Below are 18,326 nucleotides of genomic sequence, written 5' to 3' on the forward strand. Positions count from 1 at the left end.
GACTAAAACGCTCTTTATACTTGGGTAACATACTTACCTTATGTACCTCATCAACTTAAAATCTACTGTATAATAATTTCCCTACTCCCCACCGCTATCATAGACATCTTTAATAATATTTACTAATAAATAAACAATAACGATTATCTACTGTCTGTTCATAACTCAACTTGTCGGCAATGGCGGACATGATTTTTAAACCACGACCGCGCTCTTGCTGATTCTCCTCAAATTCGGATATTTGTTGCAATTTCTGCTCTAAGTCAAATGGTTGTCCTTGAGAGCGAATGTAAATTTCTATATATTTATCTAACCGCACAGCTTCTATCTCAATCGGAGTTTCAGTAGGCAAATTCTTATGGGCGTGTTCAACAATGTTAGTAAAGCCTTCGATCAAAAGTGTTTGGCATTGCCACCAAATTTCTTGATCGAGAATCGGTGGTTGATTTATTTGCTCAAACCAAGACAAAACTTGAGGTGAAGCTGTCAGGTCTGTGTTGACTTTGAGATAAATTTTATTATTCACTGCTTAACTAATAAAATATTGTAGAATCATCATATTCTTTAATTAGTTTATTTAATTTGAGTATTTTTACTATACATTAAAAACTAAATTTAATATAACTTAAATTAAAGTAACTATTCACCAATCATTTTATTTAGTCAACTATAATTTATGTTTAAAATTCTGGTTATTGATGATGATCCGACAGTGCGAGCAGTACTGAAAAGTACACTCCAAAGGCAGGGTTATGAGACTACTGTAGCTAGCAATGGCGAAGAAGGAATTATCCAAGCACAACTGTTACATCCGGCTCTGATTATCTGTGACTGGATGATGTCTCAGGTAGATGGGCTAGAAGTGTGTCGGCGAATTAAAACAGATCCAAAGTTAGCAACTACTTTTTTTATTCTATTAACAGCTAGGGGAGCCGCTCGAGGAGAAGAGGAAGATAGAGTTAGGGGACTTGATGCTGGAGCAGATGAGTTTATCTCTAAACCAATAGAGATGAATGAATTGAAAGCACGGGTAAGAGCAGGACTAAGGTTACACCAGCTAAATCGGGATTTACAAAGTCAAAAGCAAGCTTTAGAGACACTAAATCAGGATTTGCAAACTCAAAAGCAAATTTTGGAAGCCGAATTGTTTGAGGCTGCTGACTATGTGCGATCGCTTTTACCCTCACCGCTTGTAGGAGCAGTAACTACAGAAAATCTGTTTATTCCTTCAGCACAACTAGGGGGTGATTGCTTCGACCATCATTGGATTGATGAGGATCATTTGGCAATTTATTTGTTAGATGTATCAGGTCATGGGGTGGGTTCAGCCCTGCTATCGGTATCAGTGCTGAATATTTTGCGATCGCAATCTCTACCAAACACTAACTTTTGTCAACCAAGTGAAGTCTTAAAAGCTCTCAATCATGCCTTCCAAATGAACAAGCACGGTGATAAATACTTTACGATTTGGTATGGAGTTTATCACCGCCTTAAACGTCAACTCATCTATGCTAACGCCGGACATCCACCAGCTTTACTGTTATCTAATACCTCCACTAATAACATCGAAGTTAAACAACTAACTTCTTTAGATTTACCAATTGGCTTTTTACCTGAAGTTCAATTTGAGGATGCAGTTTTGGAAGTCGAACCAAACAGCACTTTATACATCTTTAGTGATGGTGCTTATGAAATTAATCAGTCAGATGGTGAAATTTGGGGGATTGATGCTTTCATTGACTTACTAACCAAATATACTCAGATAAATACCTTTAATCTAAATCAACTTTTAGCGAATATTCTCACCTTAAATGCTCAAGATAATCTTGATGATGACTTATCTTTAGTAAAAGTCAACTTTGGTTAGAACAGTCAACTATGCATCTGGAGTTTTGGATTGGCTACCAGTGTATTGTATTGCCAACACTTGGCGGTAAAATTCATCTTTATCAGCAAATGTTTTAAAAATTCTATCCATTTTAGTCAGTTCAAACAACATCCTAACTTGATCGCTGATCGAACAAACGAACAGTTTAGCGTTAGCAATTCGTACCATTTGCATTGCTGATACTAAAGCACCTAAACCAGAGCTATCAATAAACTTTACTTCTTTCATGTCAATCAACAAAATATCGGCTCCATTTGCTAGCATATCGGTAACTTCCCGACGTAGTTCATTACCTCTAATACCATCTAAAATTCCAGATAATTCTAGTACTTTTACACTTAAAGCCATGATTTTATTTTCCGATTATTTTGTTTGAAAACTATGTAGTTATATTTTGGCATTGGCCTAATGTAAACCGCAATAGATAAAATCAGCAATTAGCTTTGTTTTACTACTTGCTGATTACTACTATTTGCGATCGCCTTAAAAAAGCTAGCATCAACCCATTGGCGAGAAATTTCAAAAGCTTCAAAATAGCCATCTTTCTGACCTAACTCTCTTGCCCAGAAACGAGACAGAACAAGTATGGCATCAAGTTGCATAAATGCTTTATTTAACTCTGATTCATAACAACCGATGGCTGCGACTTTTTCCTCAATTACAGAGGTGATATCTACAAAAAAGTTGGGTTCAAAACCGCGCAAAAAAACAGGTGGTGCTGAATACCACAAGGGTATATTTTTGCGGGTAGCAACATTAGAAACTGCGATCGCACACACTTCATGATCTCTATGTCCATATTTTTCAGGTTGTGGTGCGTGAGTAATAATCAGATCCGGTTGCCAACGCCCAAGAGCTTCTTCTGTAACTTTAATCACTGCTTGTGTGGTGAAATTGCACTCCTCAAGTGCATGAAATTCGTAAGTAGCACCGATGATTTTACCAGCTGCATCTGCTTCTTGATGACGTGTACCCTTCACAGGCGAACTAGAAAGGCCACCGTCAGTCAAAATTAAGCAACGAACATTCCATCCTGCTTGAGACATCAGACTGAGAGTACCAGCAGCAGGTAGAACTTCATCATCAGCATGAGCATAAATTGTTAAGACAGTTCGCTGACCAGAGTTGTTAAAATCTGAATAAGTGTTCATAGCTGTTTTCTTTCTAAATTAGATTTGCAAGTCAGCAGTCATGAGTTATTCACCTGCCCTTTCCCAGATTTTCTTGCTAGCCTCTTAAACATCTTTTGAAGGCTGCCAAACAGATGCACGGATGATCGCCCACAAAAGGAATAAATTATAGATAGCCCATGCACTATTAAGCAGGTGAACATCAGGATTATTTAATTGGCCAATTGCGAATCGGTAAAGGCTCCATAATATCCCCAAGATGGTAAGGATAAAAACAAGCAACTGCGGCCAAACTAGCCGGAGATAAATCCCGGATTGTCTCTGCTTGGGTGTGACTTGGAAACTAAGTTTTTGTCCTGTTAACACACTCCATACAGCTTGGATTAACAAGGGAAATAAAGCGATCGCATATTGTTCAGAACGCCATACTTCTCTAGCTGGAATTCCCCAAGTAGCTGCAAGGAAAGTCAGACGGTTAATAATGAAAGCTGGGAAAAAGTGTACAGCAAAGTCAGTCCCGTAGGTTTTAACTGGAACAATATCCGTAAAAAAATAGATAATTGGACAAGAAATAAAAACCAGAGTTGCAAAACCAGAGAAATAACTATACATCGTCTTGAAATATTGCAACCTTTGCCAAAATGTTAGCCCTGATTTTGTCAGTGGATTTTCCCTCACCAGCACTTGGATAGTTCCTTGCGCCCAGCGTAACTTCTGTTTAAGAGTAGAACTTAGATCCTCTGGCGCTAAACCTTCTGCCAAAAGTTCATTGTGATAAATAGATTTCCAGCCAGCACTATGCAGACGCATGGCTGTATTCATATCTTCTGTAATACTATTACTGGATACGCCACCAACTAAATCAAATTCATCTAAACGTTTTTCATCTTTGGCAAATTCATCAGCAAAATTTTGCAGTCCGACACTAACTAATGCTTCACGTCTGAGGATCGCATTTGTGCCTGTATAGAAGGCAGCATTCATGCCATCTTTACCTTGTTGAAGTGGCCCATAAAATAAATTTGCTCGATGTCCAAAAGGATCGCCTGGAGGAATATTGTAAAAATCCTGGCGAGTCTGTACAAAAGCAATTTGATTTTGGTCGTATTTTCCTGTTGAAAGATTATAGGTGTAGAAATAAGGCAGAACTCGCTTGAGGAAACTTGGCTTGGGAATGTGGTCAGCATCTAGAGTCACAATAAAAGTTCCTGCCGTTTCTCCAGAAAAAATTGCGTAATTGATGTTCCCTGCTTTCGCATGATGTGCTACACCAGGAGTTTTGGGACGAGCAATGTAGCGAAAACGAGCGAGTTCAACTAGTTCTAGTTCTTTTTTGCGAATAGCTTCTTCTAAAGCTTTCCGTTCGGTAATTAAGCGATCGCTAATACTTTGATGAGTCGGAGGTAGCCAAAGAATCAGCGATCGCAAACTTTGCACAAATCCACCGCCCGGCTGGTTCACCACCGATTCTGATGATGTTTGCAGCCATTGTTCAGCAGCTTGAGTATTGGGTGTGAGATTTTCCAGTTGCTTCAAGCGCTCCAACAAACTAGAATGTTCTCTATCAATCCGTTCGGCTTCTAGCTGTAATTGTGGTGACTGCAAATCTTCAATACACAATCTTTCTGTCATCGCTCGCATATCAGCCGAATTACCATCATCCAGCACATAAACCCGTAACTTGATTGGCGGATAATCCATTGCTAGAGCAGCTTTGGCAGTTTCTTCGACAATTTTCGGTGGCTCATTGTAGCAGGTTACAAACACATCCACTGTTGGCCAGTCGGCTCTGGGTATGGGTGGGGTCATCTGGTCGAGAGATTTAATTTGTCTGACTAAAGGTCGCCATAACCCAATTACAAACATTACGCCACCGAAATAGCTGTAAATCTCTGCTATCAGCAAAGGAATAGAAATCCAAAGGGCATCAAAATTGATCGAATCAGTAATGCGCCATTGCAAATACCAGATACCAAAAATTAAATTGATTTCTGCTAAATAACGAAATAATAGCGTTCTTTTTTTGAGTGATGAGCGGCTGTTACCAGAAAAGTTTGAGGAATTATCAATAAGAGAAACTGAAGTCATTTGAGTACTATTTTAGATTTTAGATTGTTGGAGAGTGACTAGTACCGCAAGGCGTAATTCGTAATGACGCTCGATGACTCGCTACCGCTACGCTAACGTAATTCGTAATTATGATTGCGTAAGGGTTTCGACATTTCAAATGGGTGGTTTATTTACGCCTGGTTGTACTAGTGGTTTTCTGCCTCTAGCTTTGTAAAGCAGACTTTCTAAAATTATCGCGTTTGTATTTACGTCAAAGGAAGCATTAACACCGAGACGGGAATTTTCATATCGTCCTGAAAGATAGCCGTGATTTTTATCGGATAAATTTTGAGCAAAGTCTCGCAGCATTTTTGTGTAAGGCTCATCTGGCATGAGAGCAAACCAAGAAAATGCTGCTTTTGTACTGACAAAGCGTAATTGAGGATAGGCTTTTCCTGTAGTGTTAACGGCTTGCCAAGCTTGACCATTAGAGTAAACACTGTAATACAGAAAGTAAGGAGGACGATCTAAAGAATCTTCATTTACAGCAGTTAAAATTCCAGTGCGTTTAAACCTTTGTTGTTGCACCTTAAGCAGATTTCGCACTTGAGGTTTCACAGTATCATTCCAACCCATTTCTAAACCCCAAAGCAAATAAGGGTCATTGGTTAGATAGTTGCTAGCTCCAGAGTTTTTGAAATTACGCTCATCGATTGTTAAAGTAATATCATCTATTTCAACGGTTTTGATTGGTGGATTAGAGAGAGCATTAGTAGCTTGAATATTCCACAACTTTAAACTGTGAGCAGCATATTGCTCATAGCCTAATCGCCCTTCCTGGACTTCGATAAGTCTTCCGGCTCTGGGAATTGCACCATTTAACCAACCATGCTTGACAAGTTTCGATAAATGCCACCGGGCGACAATGTGGTTAATGCGATCGCTATATTCTGGATAATGCGATCGCATAACATGTAATCCTAATAAAAATCTCGCCAAATCCAAAGCTGACCAACCACTTGTCCCCTTGGGATCGGGCGTGTCATTGAGATGACGCATTTGGACAGTTCGGGTACTATAAGCTTTGTTGGGCAAATTAGTTGCAGGTAACGGCAGTTTTTCTAACGTTTCTAGCAATACATTCATTCGCTGTTGAAACATCTCTTGTGACAATAACCCTAACTGGCGAGCCGCATGAATTCCCAATAAAGCGCTACCTTGATCCCACCAAGTTGTCCAGGGTAAATTATCTACGGAATTTACTAAACCTGTTTGGGGATTCCAATTACGCTCAAAATACTTCCAAGCCCGACTCGCGGCAATTTGATCTGCTTCTTGGGTTAATTGTGGTAAAGAAGTTGTTGGCGTAGGAGTAGGAGATTTTTCTGGGGTAGGTGTTGGTTTTGGTTTTAGTGGACTGACTGTGGGAGCAGTAGGTTTGGGAGCGCTTTGTTGTGGTGGTGTTTGGATATCCGGGTTAAAGTTATCAGGAGCAGCAATAATCATAAATGGGGTAAGAGAGCATTGCCATGTCACTGTACTAGGACAAAACAAGGGTTGCTGATTTGTCGTTGCGTACAAAACTGATTGGAAAATCATGCTTTTAATCCCAGTTGTTGCCATTTATATTTTCTTTGCTAATTCAGCCGGGGATAAATAGCCCAAAGCCGGATTTTTTAGCGCATCTTTATAACCAGCAGATTTACCGCTATTACTGTTAATTGCCCAATCACATTCTTTATTAATATTGAAGTAAAGGATAGCTCTTACACCCATTGCAGGTAGCTGAGTATAAGAGTCTCGTAACCATTGGTCTTTAGCATTGTTTTCTAAACCCTTTTGGGTATTACTTGTACTCCCTGTTTGAGCGATGAAAATCGGCTTACTAGGAGCCATAATTTTCATCCGTTTGATATATGGTTCAAAAACTTCTTTCGGGCTACTCCAATGTTTCCAAGAAGAATTATTACAATACCCCCAGTTGTACGAACTAAACGCAACTACATCTACTGACTTGTCCCCAGGATAGTAATTTTCAAAGCGATGTTCATTGTTTTCACTCCAACCATTAGGCGCAAATACCCAACGGATTGCTTGTGAAGATACACCAGCCTCTTTAAATATCTTTTGGATATGTTGGTAAGCTAACTTAAAGTTTTGGGGGTCTTTACTGTATGCTTCTCCAGGAATATTCATCTCTTGCAAGGGAGCAATTAACGCAATCCGATTCTCACCTTTATTTGCCCATTCAGAGTATGCTTTTGCCACTTTCCGCAGAGAACTATCTACATCTCCGTTAGCAATCTGCGCTGCTGAACGAGTGGATTTGAGATTAATAAAAGCTGTGTATCCGTTTTGTTTGAGTTGTTCTAAAGAAACTGGGATATTGTAGCCAGGATTCGAGTCTTCGATATCAAAGAAAAATCCGGCAATAGAATGGCGTTTACCAGTCCATTGATCGATTTGACGCAATTGGCTGTCAATTGTACTTTGATTTCCGATGTAATCTGGAGTATATAATCCCAGTAGTACAGGAGCATTGGCAGCTGTTGGGTTGCGAATTTGGTTTACTTTCCGGTTTTCTAGTTGCTTTGAGGCATCAGCGATCGCTATTAAATTTTTACTCGGAAAGATACTTCCTGGTAAAATTAGCATCATCAACGCTAGTAGTACCTTATTCATAAATTTAAAAGAATAATCAGAGATTTTGAATCGAAATGTCTTTTGCTCATGCAAGCTGCCGACTGTCTTGACTCATGTACAAGTATTCCCAAATACGACTGATTAATAACAAACAGGGCTTTTCAATTGGGAGCATCCCAAATGTGCAAGTCAACTTAAGCCTGGGCGAATGGAATTCGCGGCTACACAAACCAAGTCCGCCTATCGCGCTTGCGCTGCGCAACTCTTAGAGACGCTTTGCGAAGGCGCACCACGCGGACTAAGAGAAAATTAATATTTTTAACCCGCGTAGGCGGGTTTCGTCTGTGTAGACGCGGTTTCTAACCGCCCTTTTAACGTTAAGTTGACTTAACCTTTGTACCAGTTTTTAGGGGAGTATTTTGCTACCTGAAACCCAGTAATTTCCCGAACTATCAGAAATTAATTTGGTTTGTTGTGTGGCGGTGTTGGGTAAACCTCGCCCAGAATTTCCCTGAGAAATTTCTTTCCACCAAGGAGAGTTCATGCTAGTAGTGGGACGAATTAGGGGTTGACGATTCGTCAGTTTGTACAACAAGGATTGCAAAATCATACTGTTGGTGCTGCTAGTAAAACCAATTGCGGTTTTACCTGTGGTTTCATAGAAGCCCTCATAAAATCCCGTTAATGGGTTATATAAGTCAGTGATTCCTTGTAATAATTCTTGAGTGTACTTGTCGTCTGGCAGCAGGGCATTATAAGCAAAAGCGACTGCTGTACTTACCAATCGCCCTTTTGGTACTGATTTACCGTCATCTCCTAAAGCTACCCAAGACTCCCCTTGTCCAGTAATTGTACTGTGGAGGGTGTAAGGTTTGCGATCGATTAAGGTGGTGGCTGAGGCTGTGAGTGTGCCGGTGCGATGGTAACGTTCAGCTTGTGCTTGAAAAATTGGTTCAAAGAGCGATCGCATTTGTGGATCTAGTCCAAACTCCAATGCATAGAGTACAAAAGGATTGCTAACTGTGTATTGGTTAACTTTAGAATTAGTATCTGTGCGATGGCGTTGAATTGGGACTTTCAATCCCTCCACTGAGGCAGTTTGATATTCACCCCCAACAGCAGAACGCTCAAGATTAAACCCCCATAGTTGAAAAGCACGAGCGGCATATTCTTCATAACCCAAGCGGATTTCTGGGTTAACGCGGGTCAAATATCGCCCATCTTGCTCTTTGGTAACGATCGCACTAGAAAGAATACCTTCGCGCACCACACGCAAGTATGACCAATCCAGGACAATTTTATCTACCGCAGCCGTGTATTCTGGATGACAGCTTTTTAAGTTGTAAAGTCCTGCCAGCATTCTACCTAAATCTAAAGCTGACCAACCATTTCCTTCTGCAACTGGATTGCCACCATAATCTATTGATTGCAGGGTTCTGGTATCATAACTCCGACTCGGCAATTCACCAGCAAATAACGGTAACTTTGTCAATACTGCTAAAAGATGGCGGGTGCGGCGGTCAAATTCTTTGGGAGTAATTGTATCGAGCGATCGCGCTGCATGGAGGGCTGCGAGATAATCTCCTAAGCCCCAGAGGGTTGCACCTTTGAAATCACTGCGATCGTCTATCAGCCCACTTTTAGAGTGATAATTTGCTTGAAAGTATCGCCAAGCCGCCTCTGCATAGCGCCGTTCAATAGGTGTTAGCGATCGATCTAATTTGAGGTTTAATGGCTTAGGACTATCCACTGGTGCAATAGGTGCAACAGCTACCTCTGTCGGTTTAGAAGTATCCGCAGGGGTTGCAGTGGGAGGCGTAGAAGTTGGAGGGGTTATAGGAGAAGTATTCTCACTAGGCTGGGGAGTAGAATTTGTCGGTGTTGCAGGAGAAGTATTCTCACTGGGCTGGGGAGTAGAATTTGTCGGTGTTGCTGAAGAAGCATTTTCACTAGGCTTAACACTAGAACTACTCACAGAACCAGAACTAATTAAAGGGTGATTTCCCCTAGCTTTGTAGTATAAAATCTCCAAAATTAACCCATTAGTATTACCTGTCAAAGCCTTGTTGGGTTGTTTTGATTCTTCATAAATCCCAGCATAATAACCGCTATCTTCAGGACTGCGGAGATCCTTGACTGCATCAAAAACTTTTTGGGCATAAGCATTCTCTGGAAACAGATAGCGCCAGCCAAAAGCAGCTTTTGTACTGATGCTGCGAAACTGTGGGTAAGGTTGATTGGCATCAGTAATAGTTGCCCAGTTTGTACCGTTGGCGTAAACGGTGTTGTAGAGAAAATAAGGTGCTTGGTCGATATTATCTTCTGTTACCGCCGTTAACTGACCTGTGGTATCAAAACGCCGTTTTTGCACATCTAAAACCCTAGCAGCAAAATCAGCTAACTCACCTTGCAAGCCAAATTCAATCCCATCAAGGATATAAGACTCACTGACAACGTAATTGTTAGCGTTGGTGCTTTGAAAGTCACGGCTATCAACGGGAATTTGCACACCATTAATTTCAACTAACTTAAACGGCTCAAAAGCGATCGCCTTGGGTGCTGAGAAACCCCAAAGTTGATAACCCCTAGCGCCGTATTCTTCGTAGCCGAGTCGTCCCTCTTGCACTAGTAAGGTTTTCTTGTCAGGAAGAACAGTAGCGCCATAAAGTTGTCCATCTTTGAGCGATCGCGCCACCTGCCACTTCGCTACAATTCCTTTGAGCCACTCATTATATTGAGGATGACAGGTACGGATGACATCAAATGCAGCCAGTATTCGCCCAACATCCAAAGCAGACCAACCAATACCCTGCTCTAGTGGATTGTTGCCATAATCGACCATCTGTGCAGTGGCTGCATTATAGACTTTATTGGGCAAGGTATCTTCAAATAATTTCAGGCTATTGAGAGTTGTTAAAAACTTATTCAGGCGAGAATCAAAGTCTGCTTGATCGGTAAGATTCAACCAGCGTGCAGAATTCAATGCCATCAGGTAGTTACCCATATCCCAGAGTGTACCTGAAGGATAACCCCCAGTAGAATTGGTAAATCCCGTTGCTGGCTGATAATTTTTGACAAAATACTGCCAAGCCGCACGAGCATAAGTTTGTTCTTCAGATGTGAGCGGGGTTGTAATATTACTACAGCTATTAGAATTTTGAGATAAGACTGGTGTCGGGATGTAAAACAAAAATTGCAGAAATGTTCCAATTAGGAACAATGCAATCCATCTCAACAGCTTTTGTTGAGGGAGTTTGTATATCATAATTTCAAGAAGAAGTTAAGAGCGTCATAGCCCGTCTGTACAGTTATAATTCATAAATCGAGTTTTACCAGGTCTATTCTTTTTGTGATGGCTTGATCAAAAAAGTGAAGGTTCAAAACCTCGCCTCTTGTGGCGCGTTCGCGCTAGCGTCTCGTCAGAGAAACAGTCCTTGTATCTGTTGGTAGGTAAAAACCCCACCCCGGAGTTTCTGACTTAATTTAATACTTGCGACTTCGGACTTCCGACTTCATTTTTTATATAGTGTCTTAATGGAGGATGATATTCGGAATAGTTCTGGATATCAGGGTGAATTATACGGAAATTTTCTATATTGTTTGCTTAAATGTCATCTGTATACGTAAAAATATGAAACTTTCAAGGGCTAGTACCGCAAGGCGGAATTAAAAATTAAAAATTAAAAATTAAAAATGAATACAGCGTAAGCGTTTCATAGATTTGAAATGGGTGGTTTACTTCCGCCGTGCTGTACTAGTTATGGAACAATACAGTTCAGTTAAGCAATTTTTTCCTTCTCTTTCTTTTCTTTCTCTGCGTCCTCTGCGCCACCCTGCGGGAAGCCGCAAAGCGTCTACTGCGGTTCGTAAAAAATAGGAATCGGTTTAATTTATGAAAAAATGAGGTATTGTAAAGCCTCGAATATTTTAGGCAATAACGAAAATATCTCTATTAGTTATGGCTAGACCGATTGCTAGTTGAGCAATTTGGATTTGACCAGATGAGCCTGTACCATCAGCATCAAAAAATAAACCCCCTGTATTATTGTTGTAAATGAAGCGATCGCTGCTATCTTTTGCTACTGAACCGATAAAAAATTGCGTGGCTTGAAGTATACCCTCACTAAGTCCACCTCCAAACCCTACTTTAGAAACATAAATTGTGTCATCTAAGGACGAAAAATCTGTAATGTGATCAATTCCTTCAGAAGGGGTATTAATAATAAAAACATCAGATCCACTTCCTCCTGTTAGGGTATCATTACCTAAACCTCCAACAAAAGTATCGTTACCACTTCCCCCTATCAGGATGTCATTGCTATTTCCACCATTTAGCCGGTTATTACCAGTTTCATTAATATTGGCTGTATCTGTGGTGATATTTTCTTCACGGGCTGATAAAGGAGAGCTAACAGTTGATGGTAATATCGCACTATTGGTGACAGTGAGTAAAGTTCTAAATACCTTTTGGTTGCTGCTTAGACTTTCATCAAACTCTGGGATTGAATTAGTTGGATCTAGAAATGAAACAACGTAATAATTTCCAACTGGGATATTAGGAAACGCACCGTTCCATGTCGCTGTTCCTGAATTGAATGGGTTAATAGAAGAAACATTTATATTACCAATTAGATAAAGAGAACCAATACTATTAGTGATATCAGCATCAGTGGAAGCATAAAAAGAAACCGAGAAAGTGCCTGTTGCGGCTGTACCATTGTTGCGAGGATAGACTGTAATGCTGAAATTGTCGCCCTGTTTGATATTATTATTATTAAAACTTCCACGGGTTGTGTTAAACCACACGTCAGAATCTACTAAATCAGCTTTGTCAGTGGGTTGGCGCGCAGTAGTGTCTTGGCCGATCCAGTTTTGAATCTGGTTATATCGAGTGCTTGTAATTCGGGTGAACTCGTTGTAAAGCGGATTATTGTTAGTGGTTGTCTCATTGGAAGCTACTCCATAAATAGTCGGTTTATTTGTGTCGGACTTATAAAGCCAGAGAGGGCCTCCACTATTTCCAGGTATGATATCTAGTTCATTACTACGCAAGCTCAATTCAGTTGTACTTGTGATTTTTCCACTCTGAGTCCACATATCATAATTGTCAGATTTCCCATCGCTGTTAGCATCAAATTTATCAGAAGGATATCCAGTGACATTCATTAAAGTTCCACTGCTGAGATTATCGTCATATCCATAGTTAAACCAGCCAGTGAAGTTTCCAATATTGCGGTCAAGAGTAACCAATCCTAGATCGTATTGAAAAGTTTCGCTTTTAGTCTGATCTCCTTGAGTCCATCCTTCCAAAGAACGTGTATAAACAGATTTAGCTTCACTATAGTATTCGTAGTCAGCCCGATTTGTACCAGCAATGATATTTCCTCTAGAACCAAGCATTACCTCAATTTGATCTGCCCAACCCCCATATCTCGTATCATAAACACAGTGTCCTGCTGTTAAAAAGTGGTAGGGATCAATCATTGCGCCAGAACCGTTGACGATAATATCATCAGCAGTATTAATAACCCCATCAGCGCCTTTCCAATGTATTCTTATCTTTCCGACAGCGCTAAACGGAAAAGTTGTTGTATTGCTAACTTTTGTCCGACCATCAGGGGAGAAAATAGACATAGTTTTAGATCCTTAATAGAAAATTATGAATACGAAATATACAAATTATTGCCCAAAAATTATCTCAGAGCATTAGTAATTCACTAGCACCGCAAGGCTGAATTCAAAATTCAAAATGAATACAGAATACAGAATACAGTTACTAGCCCTGGCGACTAGAAGTCGCGGCTACACGAGACTTTACCTGCCTTTCCTTGCGGAACGCTACGCGAACGCAGGTTAAAAACTATTGATTTTTTCTTAGTCCACGGAGGTGGACTTTGTTTGTGTAGTAGCGAATTCTATTCGCCCAATACTTTTCTGTAATTGTTTTTTGAGTAAAATATGTTCTAAGTAATTGCTTTAGGTGTATTTGATATGATAATGTTATGTACTCTTGATTTTAATAAAGTTTGATGTGTAGTCAACAAAGCTCTTTCTGAAAATATAACTAAATTAATGGGTAAAAACTAGTGTATTTTGATGATACTCAAAAAACTCACAAATTTTAACATCATTTCATAATTTTTGTAGGTATAGCATGGTTTTTCGGCACTGCTTCGTTGCATCTGGCTTGATAGCTTTCTTCGCATTTGGCTGTAGTGGTGGGGCAAACTCATCCGCAGAAAATACTACACAAGTTATCCAAGAAAGCAATGTAACCCAACTTTTCATAGAAGCGAAGGCTACGCAAAAAGCAGAAGATTTCTTTCATCAAGGTAATCATTTATTAGATGGACAACGTTATGAAGATGCTATAAAAGCTTATGATAGAGCGATCGCAATCAAAGTTGAGAGTCCTGAAGCTTGGATTAACCGTGGTATAGCCTTAACATCGTTGCAAAGTTACAAAGACGCTCTGACATCTTACGATAAAGCGATCGCCATCAAACCCGACAAATATGAAGCCTGGTATAATCGTGGCATCGCCCTAACATCGTTGCAACGCTACCAAGACGCTCTAAAATCTTATGATAGAGCGATCGCCATCAAACCCAACAAATATGAAGCCTTGATTAACCGAGGCATAGCTCTGACAAAGCTGCACCGCTACCAAGATGCGATCGCATCTTATAATAGAGCGATCGCCATCAAGCCGGATTTGCACCAAGCATATTACAATAAAGCTTGCTCTTATGCTTTACAAAATAATCTGGAATTAGCAATTGAGAACCTAGATAAAGCAATCAAGCTTGTTCCTGATAAATACAAGAAATTAGCAAAAACTGACCCAGATTTTAGCAAAGTGCGTAATGAAAAGCAGTTTCAGGAATTAATACAATAGTATTTATTGCCACCAGTCAGTGTAAAATATAAACTTGCTGTAGCCAGGATTTTTCTTGAACGGTTTACGATTAGACATGAAAAAATTGTTAATCACCGGGGCAAGTGGTTTTTTAGGATGGCATCTTTGCCAGCTTGCAAAACAAGAATGGGAGATTTACGGCACTTATTTATCCCATCCCTTAGAGATTCCTGACATCAAAATGTTAAAAGCAAACTTAACAAATTTTCAGGAATTGAAACGTATCTTTAATGATGTCAAACCAGAAGAAGTTATTCATACTGCTGCACATTCGCAACCAAATTTTTGTCAAACTAACCCCAAAGAATCCCACGCAATTAACGTCATTGCATCCTGCAATATTGCCGGACTTTGCGCGGATAATTCTATTCCTTGTGCTTTTACCTCAAGCGACTTAGTTTTTGATGGCTTAAATGCCCCATATCAAGAAGCAGATGCCGTGTGTCCTATCAATCTGTACGGTGAGCAAAAAGCGATCGCAGAAGCAGATATGCTAGAAAGATATCCGATGACCGCAGTGTGTCGGATGCCGTTGATGTTTGGTGCAGCAACACCCACAGCGAAAAGTTTTATTCAGCCATTTATTCAAACTTTACAAGCCGAACAAGAACTAAGTTTATTTATCGATGAATTTCGTACACCCGTAAGTGGAACAACTGCCGCTAAGGGACTTTTATTAGCATTAGAAAAAGTTAACGGCATCATTCACTTAGGTGGCAGAGAACGGATTTCGCGTTATGATTTTGGACAGATATTAATAGAAGTATTTCAACTTCCCATAACCGGACTTAAATCCTGCCGACAACAAGATGTAAAAATGGCAGCGCCTAGACCGGCAGATGTTTCTTTAGATAGTTCCAAAGCTTTTGCATTGGGTTATCAGCCGTTATCTTTACGAAAAGAATTAGAAGAGTTAGCAGTGAGTAGGGGCAATTCATGAATTGCCCCTATATTGTTGTAATTTTGCGTAAATTCTATAGATGCATCTTCAAAAAGAAATGGTATGCGGTGCAATTTAACCCTTGACGGCAGAACATTTCCTTCATGATTACTGAGGAGGCGTTTGTGTCCTTTTGTTGCTGTGCGATTCGTTTCAGTACTCCGTGCAGATTATTTTTGGTAACTTTTTCTCCTAAAACTTGAGAGAGCGATCGCCATAATGCCGAACCAATATCTTTGATGTAACCAGGATCATAACCAGACTCTACAGCCATGTCTAAGTACGTCTGTCCTGCCCATGATTGAAGGAAGACGATCTCTTGAACTTTTGTTAAGCGTCCCTGTGGTAATAATTGTTCAACTAGTGCGATCGCTTCTTCACCCGTCATTTATTTTCGTGAAAATACTAAGTTAACTACGATATTCGCACCATAAGCTTTGCTTATTAAAAAAGCTTACGTAAATCTACCAAAAAGATCCGACTTTTTTCCGACCTTTTCTGACCATCAAAATTTATACCAAGCAGTAGAGTATTTGAATAAGCAGTATTCATATCTCCAACTTCTTAAAGGGGATATAGCAGAAGCGATCGCACAAACTTGACAAAAGCTGATTACGGATAAAAAATGAACAATAAAAAATTAAATTGCTTGCTTCCCATTGTAGGATTGATATTGGCTCTTACACCAGTTTTAGAAGCTTCAGCCCAAAACAAGACACAATACTATAAAAGCGTTGCTGCTTCTTGTGAGGCGACGCTTAACTCTAGAGGGCTTGCTTCTCTGTGGTCAGATATCCGAAATGCCGCTACCAACGATGCAGGAAACACCAGTAGTGACACTTATTACAAACGAGCGACCGAACATTGTGAGTGGAATCTGAGAGGCGAAAAGGAAAAGCCTCTATGGGAGCAGATCAGGTTAAATGCGATCGCTTCTCTACCAATTTCCAACCAGCCTTATTACCAAAAGAGAATTGCTGCTCATTGTGAGTGGTTCCTAAGTAATACGGGGCGTGCAGACTGGTGGCGTTTAATCCGAGATTCCGCCATAAATGATGCAAGTAATACTAATAGTGAGTATTATTACAAGAGAATTGGTGAACACTGTTCTTATCTCCTCAACCAAAGAAAGAAGCCTGAGGATTGGAATCTAATTGAGAAATCTGCAAGGTTAGATTCGTTTAATCAGTAACACGATGATTTTGCGCGATCGCACTTTCCATTACTTGATGATTTTAGGCGATCGCACTTTCCATTACTTGATGATTTTAGGCGATCGCACAGACTTGACAAAAGCTGATTGCAGAATAATCTGACATAGAAAAAGTTAGAAAAATCTGCAATTTTTTTGGTAAACACTTAATACAATACAAGGATTTGACCATGAGACTGAATTTAACTAATCGGGTTTTAGTAGGAGCAACGGAATGTAACTTAATGAAAGCAAAGACCGTGTTAAGAAGCATTACAACAGCAGGATTCGTATTCTTAAGTATTGGCTTCAGCCTTGGAGTATTTCAGTCACCAGCTAATGCAAAAGATTTGTGCGAAAGGGCTGGTATTTGCGCTTCTCCTCCAGAACGACCTACCAAATCCTCTATTGTCAAAAGACTGTCTGGCAATTTCCGTGGAACAGGAGGACAACAGGAAGCAATCATACACGATCTGGGGCGTAACAGAATACAGATTCTTGTCGATGGTGTCGTGTGGTTTGATTCAGGAGATGGAGAATTTAATTTCAGTAGTACACGCGGAAGATGTCTCACTGGTCTATTTTCAGGGAGCGGACGGACGGATATTACATGCCTGTATGACTATGGCAACTCTAACGTAGGTTTTGTTGTTTTTACCTCTAATGGACGTGGTTTCAGTTTGAATCCGTGGTGGACGAGTGGAGCAGGTAATATGAATCCTGACATGATTGGCGAGATAGTCGCTGGGGACTTTGCTCGAACTGGCGCGACAGGACTTAGATTTTCATATAAATATCCTGAAAATACTGGTTATATTACTATGGCATCCAATGGTTCAAGTTTTAAAGTGCAGAAAATTGATCGATAAATTGAATATTTATTGCCAAAAAATTTGCTTGTAAGTTATTTGTAGGTTGGGTGGAGTAAAGCGAAACCCAACACTATATTTTTCCATTACTTGATGATTTCATGCGATCGCACTTTCCATTACATGATTATTTTAGGCGATCGCACTTTCCATTACACGATTATTTTAGGCGGTTCTGGTAGATTAATTTAATACAATATAATTACCTATTGACATAATATGCTAGTTTTAGCATACTTAATCAAAAAAATACAGTAAAAAAATGGGCGAAGAAAATAAAGTTGATGTTAGTAGCGGAAATGTATTTGCTGACTTAGGTTTATCTAATCCCGAAGAAAGATTATTAAAAGCTGAACTAGTACGTAAAATCAGTGAAATCATTACTAATTTAAATTTAACACAAGTTCAAGCAGCCGAAATTCTAGGAATAGACCAACCAAAAGTTTCTCTACTAATTAGAGGTAGATTAAGTGGTTTTTCAACTGATAGATTGATAGCTTATCTAAACAAGTTAGGTAGTGACGTAGAGATTACAGTTAAACCTAAACCTGAAAATCGTAAATTCGCTCAGACAATTGTAGTCTGATAATTATTACCAAACAAAAACCTCACCCTGTCCTTGCGGACATCCCTCTCCTTACTAAGGAGAGGGACAGGTTTTGCGTAGCATAACCAGGGTGAGGTTTCTTTGGGCTA

The 18,326-nt window shown here is 39.9% G+C and carries 16 protein-coding genes; 7 read left to right on the plus strand and 9 right to left on the minus strand.

Annotated features, from left to right (window positions below):
• Positions 1-109 precede the first annotated feature (109 nt).
• Positions 110-526 carry an ATP-binding protein gene (locus tag HWQ37_RS25890; protein ID WP_292752777.1) on the minus strand — a complete coding sequence of 139 codons (417 nt, stop codon included), beginning with the start codon at positions 524-526 and terminating at the stop codon, positions 110-112.
• A 150-nt stretch (positions 527-676) separates the two neighbouring features.
• Between HWQ37_RS25890 and HWQ37_RS25895 the strand changes: the two genes are divergently transcribed.
• Positions 677-1,867, plus strand: a complete 1,191-nt coding sequence (locus tag HWQ37_RS25895) for a SpoIIE family protein phosphatase (protein WP_292752780.1) — start codon at positions 677-679, stop codon at positions 1,865-1,867.
• 9 nt (positions 1,868-1,876) lie between these two features.
• Here HWQ37_RS25895 and HWQ37_RS25900 read toward each other — a convergent pair whose 3' ends face one another.
• From HWQ37_RS25900 to HWQ37_RS25930, 7 genes are all read right to left on the minus strand, one after another.
• Entirely contained in the window at positions 1,877-2,236 is a 360-nt protein-coding gene (locus HWQ37_RS25900) for an STAS domain-containing protein (RefSeq protein WP_292752782.1), read from the minus strand.
• A gap of 89 nt (positions 2,237-2,325) precedes the next feature.
• Positions 2,326-3,039 (minus strand): PIG-L deacetylase family protein, encoded by a 714-nt coding sequence (locus tag HWQ37_RS25905; RefSeq protein ID WP_292752785.1) that lies wholly within the window; start codon positions 3,037-3,039, stop codon positions 2,326-2,328.
• An 84-nt stretch (positions 3,040-3,123) separates the two neighbouring features.
• Positions 3,124-5,106: a glycosyltransferase gene (locus tag HWQ37_RS25910; protein ID WP_292752787.1), complete on the minus strand. Its 1,983-nt coding sequence runs from the start codon at positions 5,104-5,106 to the stop codon at positions 3,124-3,126.
• A 135-nt stretch (positions 5,107-5,241) separates the two neighbouring features.
• Complete coding sequence (locus HWQ37_RS25915) at positions 5,242-6,666, minus strand: DUF3131 domain-containing protein (RefSeq protein ID WP_292752790.1); 1,425 nt, start codon at positions 6,664-6,666, stop codon at positions 5,242-5,244.
• 24 nt (positions 6,667-6,690) lie between these two features.
• Entirely contained in the window at positions 6,691-7,749 is a 1,059-nt protein-coding gene (locus HWQ37_RS25920; protein WP_292752793.1) for a glycoside hydrolase family 26 protein, read from the minus strand.
• A gap of 367 nt (positions 7,750-8,116) precedes the next feature.
• The gene (locus tag HWQ37_RS25925) at positions 8,117-10,975 is read right to left on the minus strand and encodes a DUF3131 domain-containing protein (RefSeq protein WP_292752795.1); all 2,859 of its coding nucleotides are present in this window, start codon (positions 10,973-10,975) and stop codon (positions 8,117-8,119) included.
• Positions 10,976-11,637: 662 nt separating this feature from the next.
• Complete coding sequence (locus HWQ37_RS25930) at positions 11,638-13,344, minus strand: trypsin-like serine protease (protein ID WP_292752798.1); 1,707 nt, start codon at positions 13,342-13,344, stop codon at positions 11,638-11,640.
• Between the two features lie 520 nt (positions 13,345-13,864).
• Between HWQ37_RS25930 and HWQ37_RS25935 the strand changes: the two genes are divergently transcribed.
• Positions 13,865-14,608 (plus strand): tetratricopeptide repeat protein, encoded by a 744-nt coding sequence (locus tag HWQ37_RS25935; RefSeq protein ID WP_292752801.1) that lies wholly within the window; start codon positions 13,865-13,867, stop codon positions 14,606-14,608.
• Positions 14,609-14,684: 76 nt separating this feature from the next.
• The gene (locus HWQ37_RS25940) at positions 14,685-15,569 is read left to right on the plus strand and encodes an SDR family oxidoreductase (RefSeq protein WP_292752804.1); all 885 of its coding nucleotides are present in this window, start codon (positions 14,685-14,687) and stop codon (positions 15,567-15,569) included.
• Between the two features lie 34 nt (positions 15,570-15,603).
• On the opposite strand, the gene HWQ37_RS25945 is transcribed toward HWQ37_RS25940, so the two are convergent.
• Positions 15,604-15,957, minus strand: a complete 354-nt coding sequence (locus HWQ37_RS25945) for a hypothetical protein (RefSeq protein WP_292752806.1) — start codon at positions 15,955-15,957, stop codon at positions 15,604-15,606.
• Between the two features lie 49 nt (positions 15,958-16,006).
• Between HWQ37_RS25945 and HWQ37_RS25950 the strand changes: the two genes are divergently transcribed.
• The 4 genes from HWQ37_RS25950 to HWQ37_RS25965 all read left to right on the plus strand — a co-directional run bounded on the left by HWQ37_RS25950 (position 16,007) and on the right by HWQ37_RS25965 (position 18,216).
• A complete protein-coding gene (locus HWQ37_RS25950; RefSeq protein ID WP_292752809.1) occupies positions 16,007-16,171 on the plus strand; it encodes a hypothetical protein in 165 nt (54 codons plus the stop codon).
• Positions 16,172-16,194: 23 nt separating this feature from the next.
• Entirely contained in the window at positions 16,195-16,761 is a 567-nt protein-coding gene (locus HWQ37_RS25955; RefSeq protein WP_292752812.1) for a hypothetical protein, read from the plus strand.
• 191 nt (positions 16,762-16,952) lie between these two features.
• The gene (locus HWQ37_RS25960) at positions 16,953-17,630 is read left to right on the plus strand and encodes a hypothetical protein (protein WP_292752814.1); all 678 of its coding nucleotides are present in this window, start codon (positions 16,953-16,955) and stop codon (positions 17,628-17,630) included.
• Between the two features lie 262 nt (positions 17,631-17,892).
• Positions 17,893-18,216, plus strand: a complete 324-nt coding sequence (locus HWQ37_RS25965) for a helix-turn-helix domain-containing protein (RefSeq protein WP_292752818.1) — start codon at positions 17,893-17,895, stop codon at positions 18,214-18,216.
• Positions 18,217-18,326: the final 110 nt, after the last annotated feature.

It is taken from the genome of Nostoc sp. NMS4, from assembly GCF_017115095.1.
In the GTDB taxonomy this organism is placed as follows: domain Bacteria; phylum Cyanobacteriota; class Cyanobacteriia; order Cyanobacteriales; family Nostocaceae; genus Nostoc.

Coding starts and splice junctions, on each gene's coding strand:
- HWQ37_RS25905 (WP_292752785.1), bottom strand. CDS start 3,039: ATGAACACTTATTCAGATTTTAACAACTCTGGTCAGCGAACTGTCTTA.
- HWQ37_RS25895 (WP_292752780.1), top strand. CDS start 677: ATGTTTAAAATTCTGGTTATTGATGATGATCCGACAGTGCGAGCAGTA.
- HWQ37_RS25965 (WP_292752818.1), top strand. CDS start 17,893: ATGGGCGAAGAAAATAAAGTTGATGTTAGTAGCGGAAATGTATTTGCT.
- HWQ37_RS25955 (WP_292752812.1), top strand. CDS start 16,195: ATGAACAATAAAAAATTAAATTGCTTGCTTCCCATTGTAGGATTGATA.
- HWQ37_RS25940 (WP_292752804.1), top strand. CDS start 14,685: ATGAAAAAATTGTTAATCACCGGGGCAAGTGGTTTTTTAGGATGGCAT.
- HWQ37_RS25915 (WP_292752790.1), bottom strand. CDS start 6,666: ATGATTTTCCAATCAGTTTTGTACGCAACGACAAATCAGCAACCCTTG.
- HWQ37_RS25900 (WP_292752782.1), bottom strand. CDS start 2,236: ATGGCTTTAAGTGTAAAAGTACTAGAATTATCTGGAATTTTAGATGGT.
- HWQ37_RS25910 (WP_292752787.1), bottom strand. CDS start 5,106: ATGACTTCAGTTTCTCTTATTGATAATTCCTCAAACTTTTCTGGTAAC.
- HWQ37_RS25920 (WP_292752793.1), bottom strand. CDS start 7,749: ATGAATAAGGTACTACTAGCGTTGATGATGCTAATTTTACCAGGAAGT.
- HWQ37_RS25960 (WP_292752814.1), top strand. CDS start 16,953: ATGAGACTGAATTTAACTAATCGGGTTTTAGTAGGAGCAACGGAATGT.
- HWQ37_RS25935 (WP_292752801.1), top strand. CDS start 13,865: ATGGTTTTTCGGCACTGCTTCGTTGCATCTGGCTTGATAGCTTTCTTC.
- HWQ37_RS25945 (WP_292752806.1), bottom strand. CDS start 15,957: ATGACGGGTGAAGAAGCGATCGCACTAGTTGAACAATTATTACCACAG.
- HWQ37_RS25930 (WP_292752798.1), bottom strand. CDS start 13,344: ATGTCTATTTTCTCCCCTGATGGTCGGACAAAAGTTAGCAATACAACA.
- HWQ37_RS25925 (WP_292752795.1), bottom strand. CDS start 10,975: ATGATATACAAACTCCCTCAACAAAAGCTGTTGAGATGGATTGCATTG.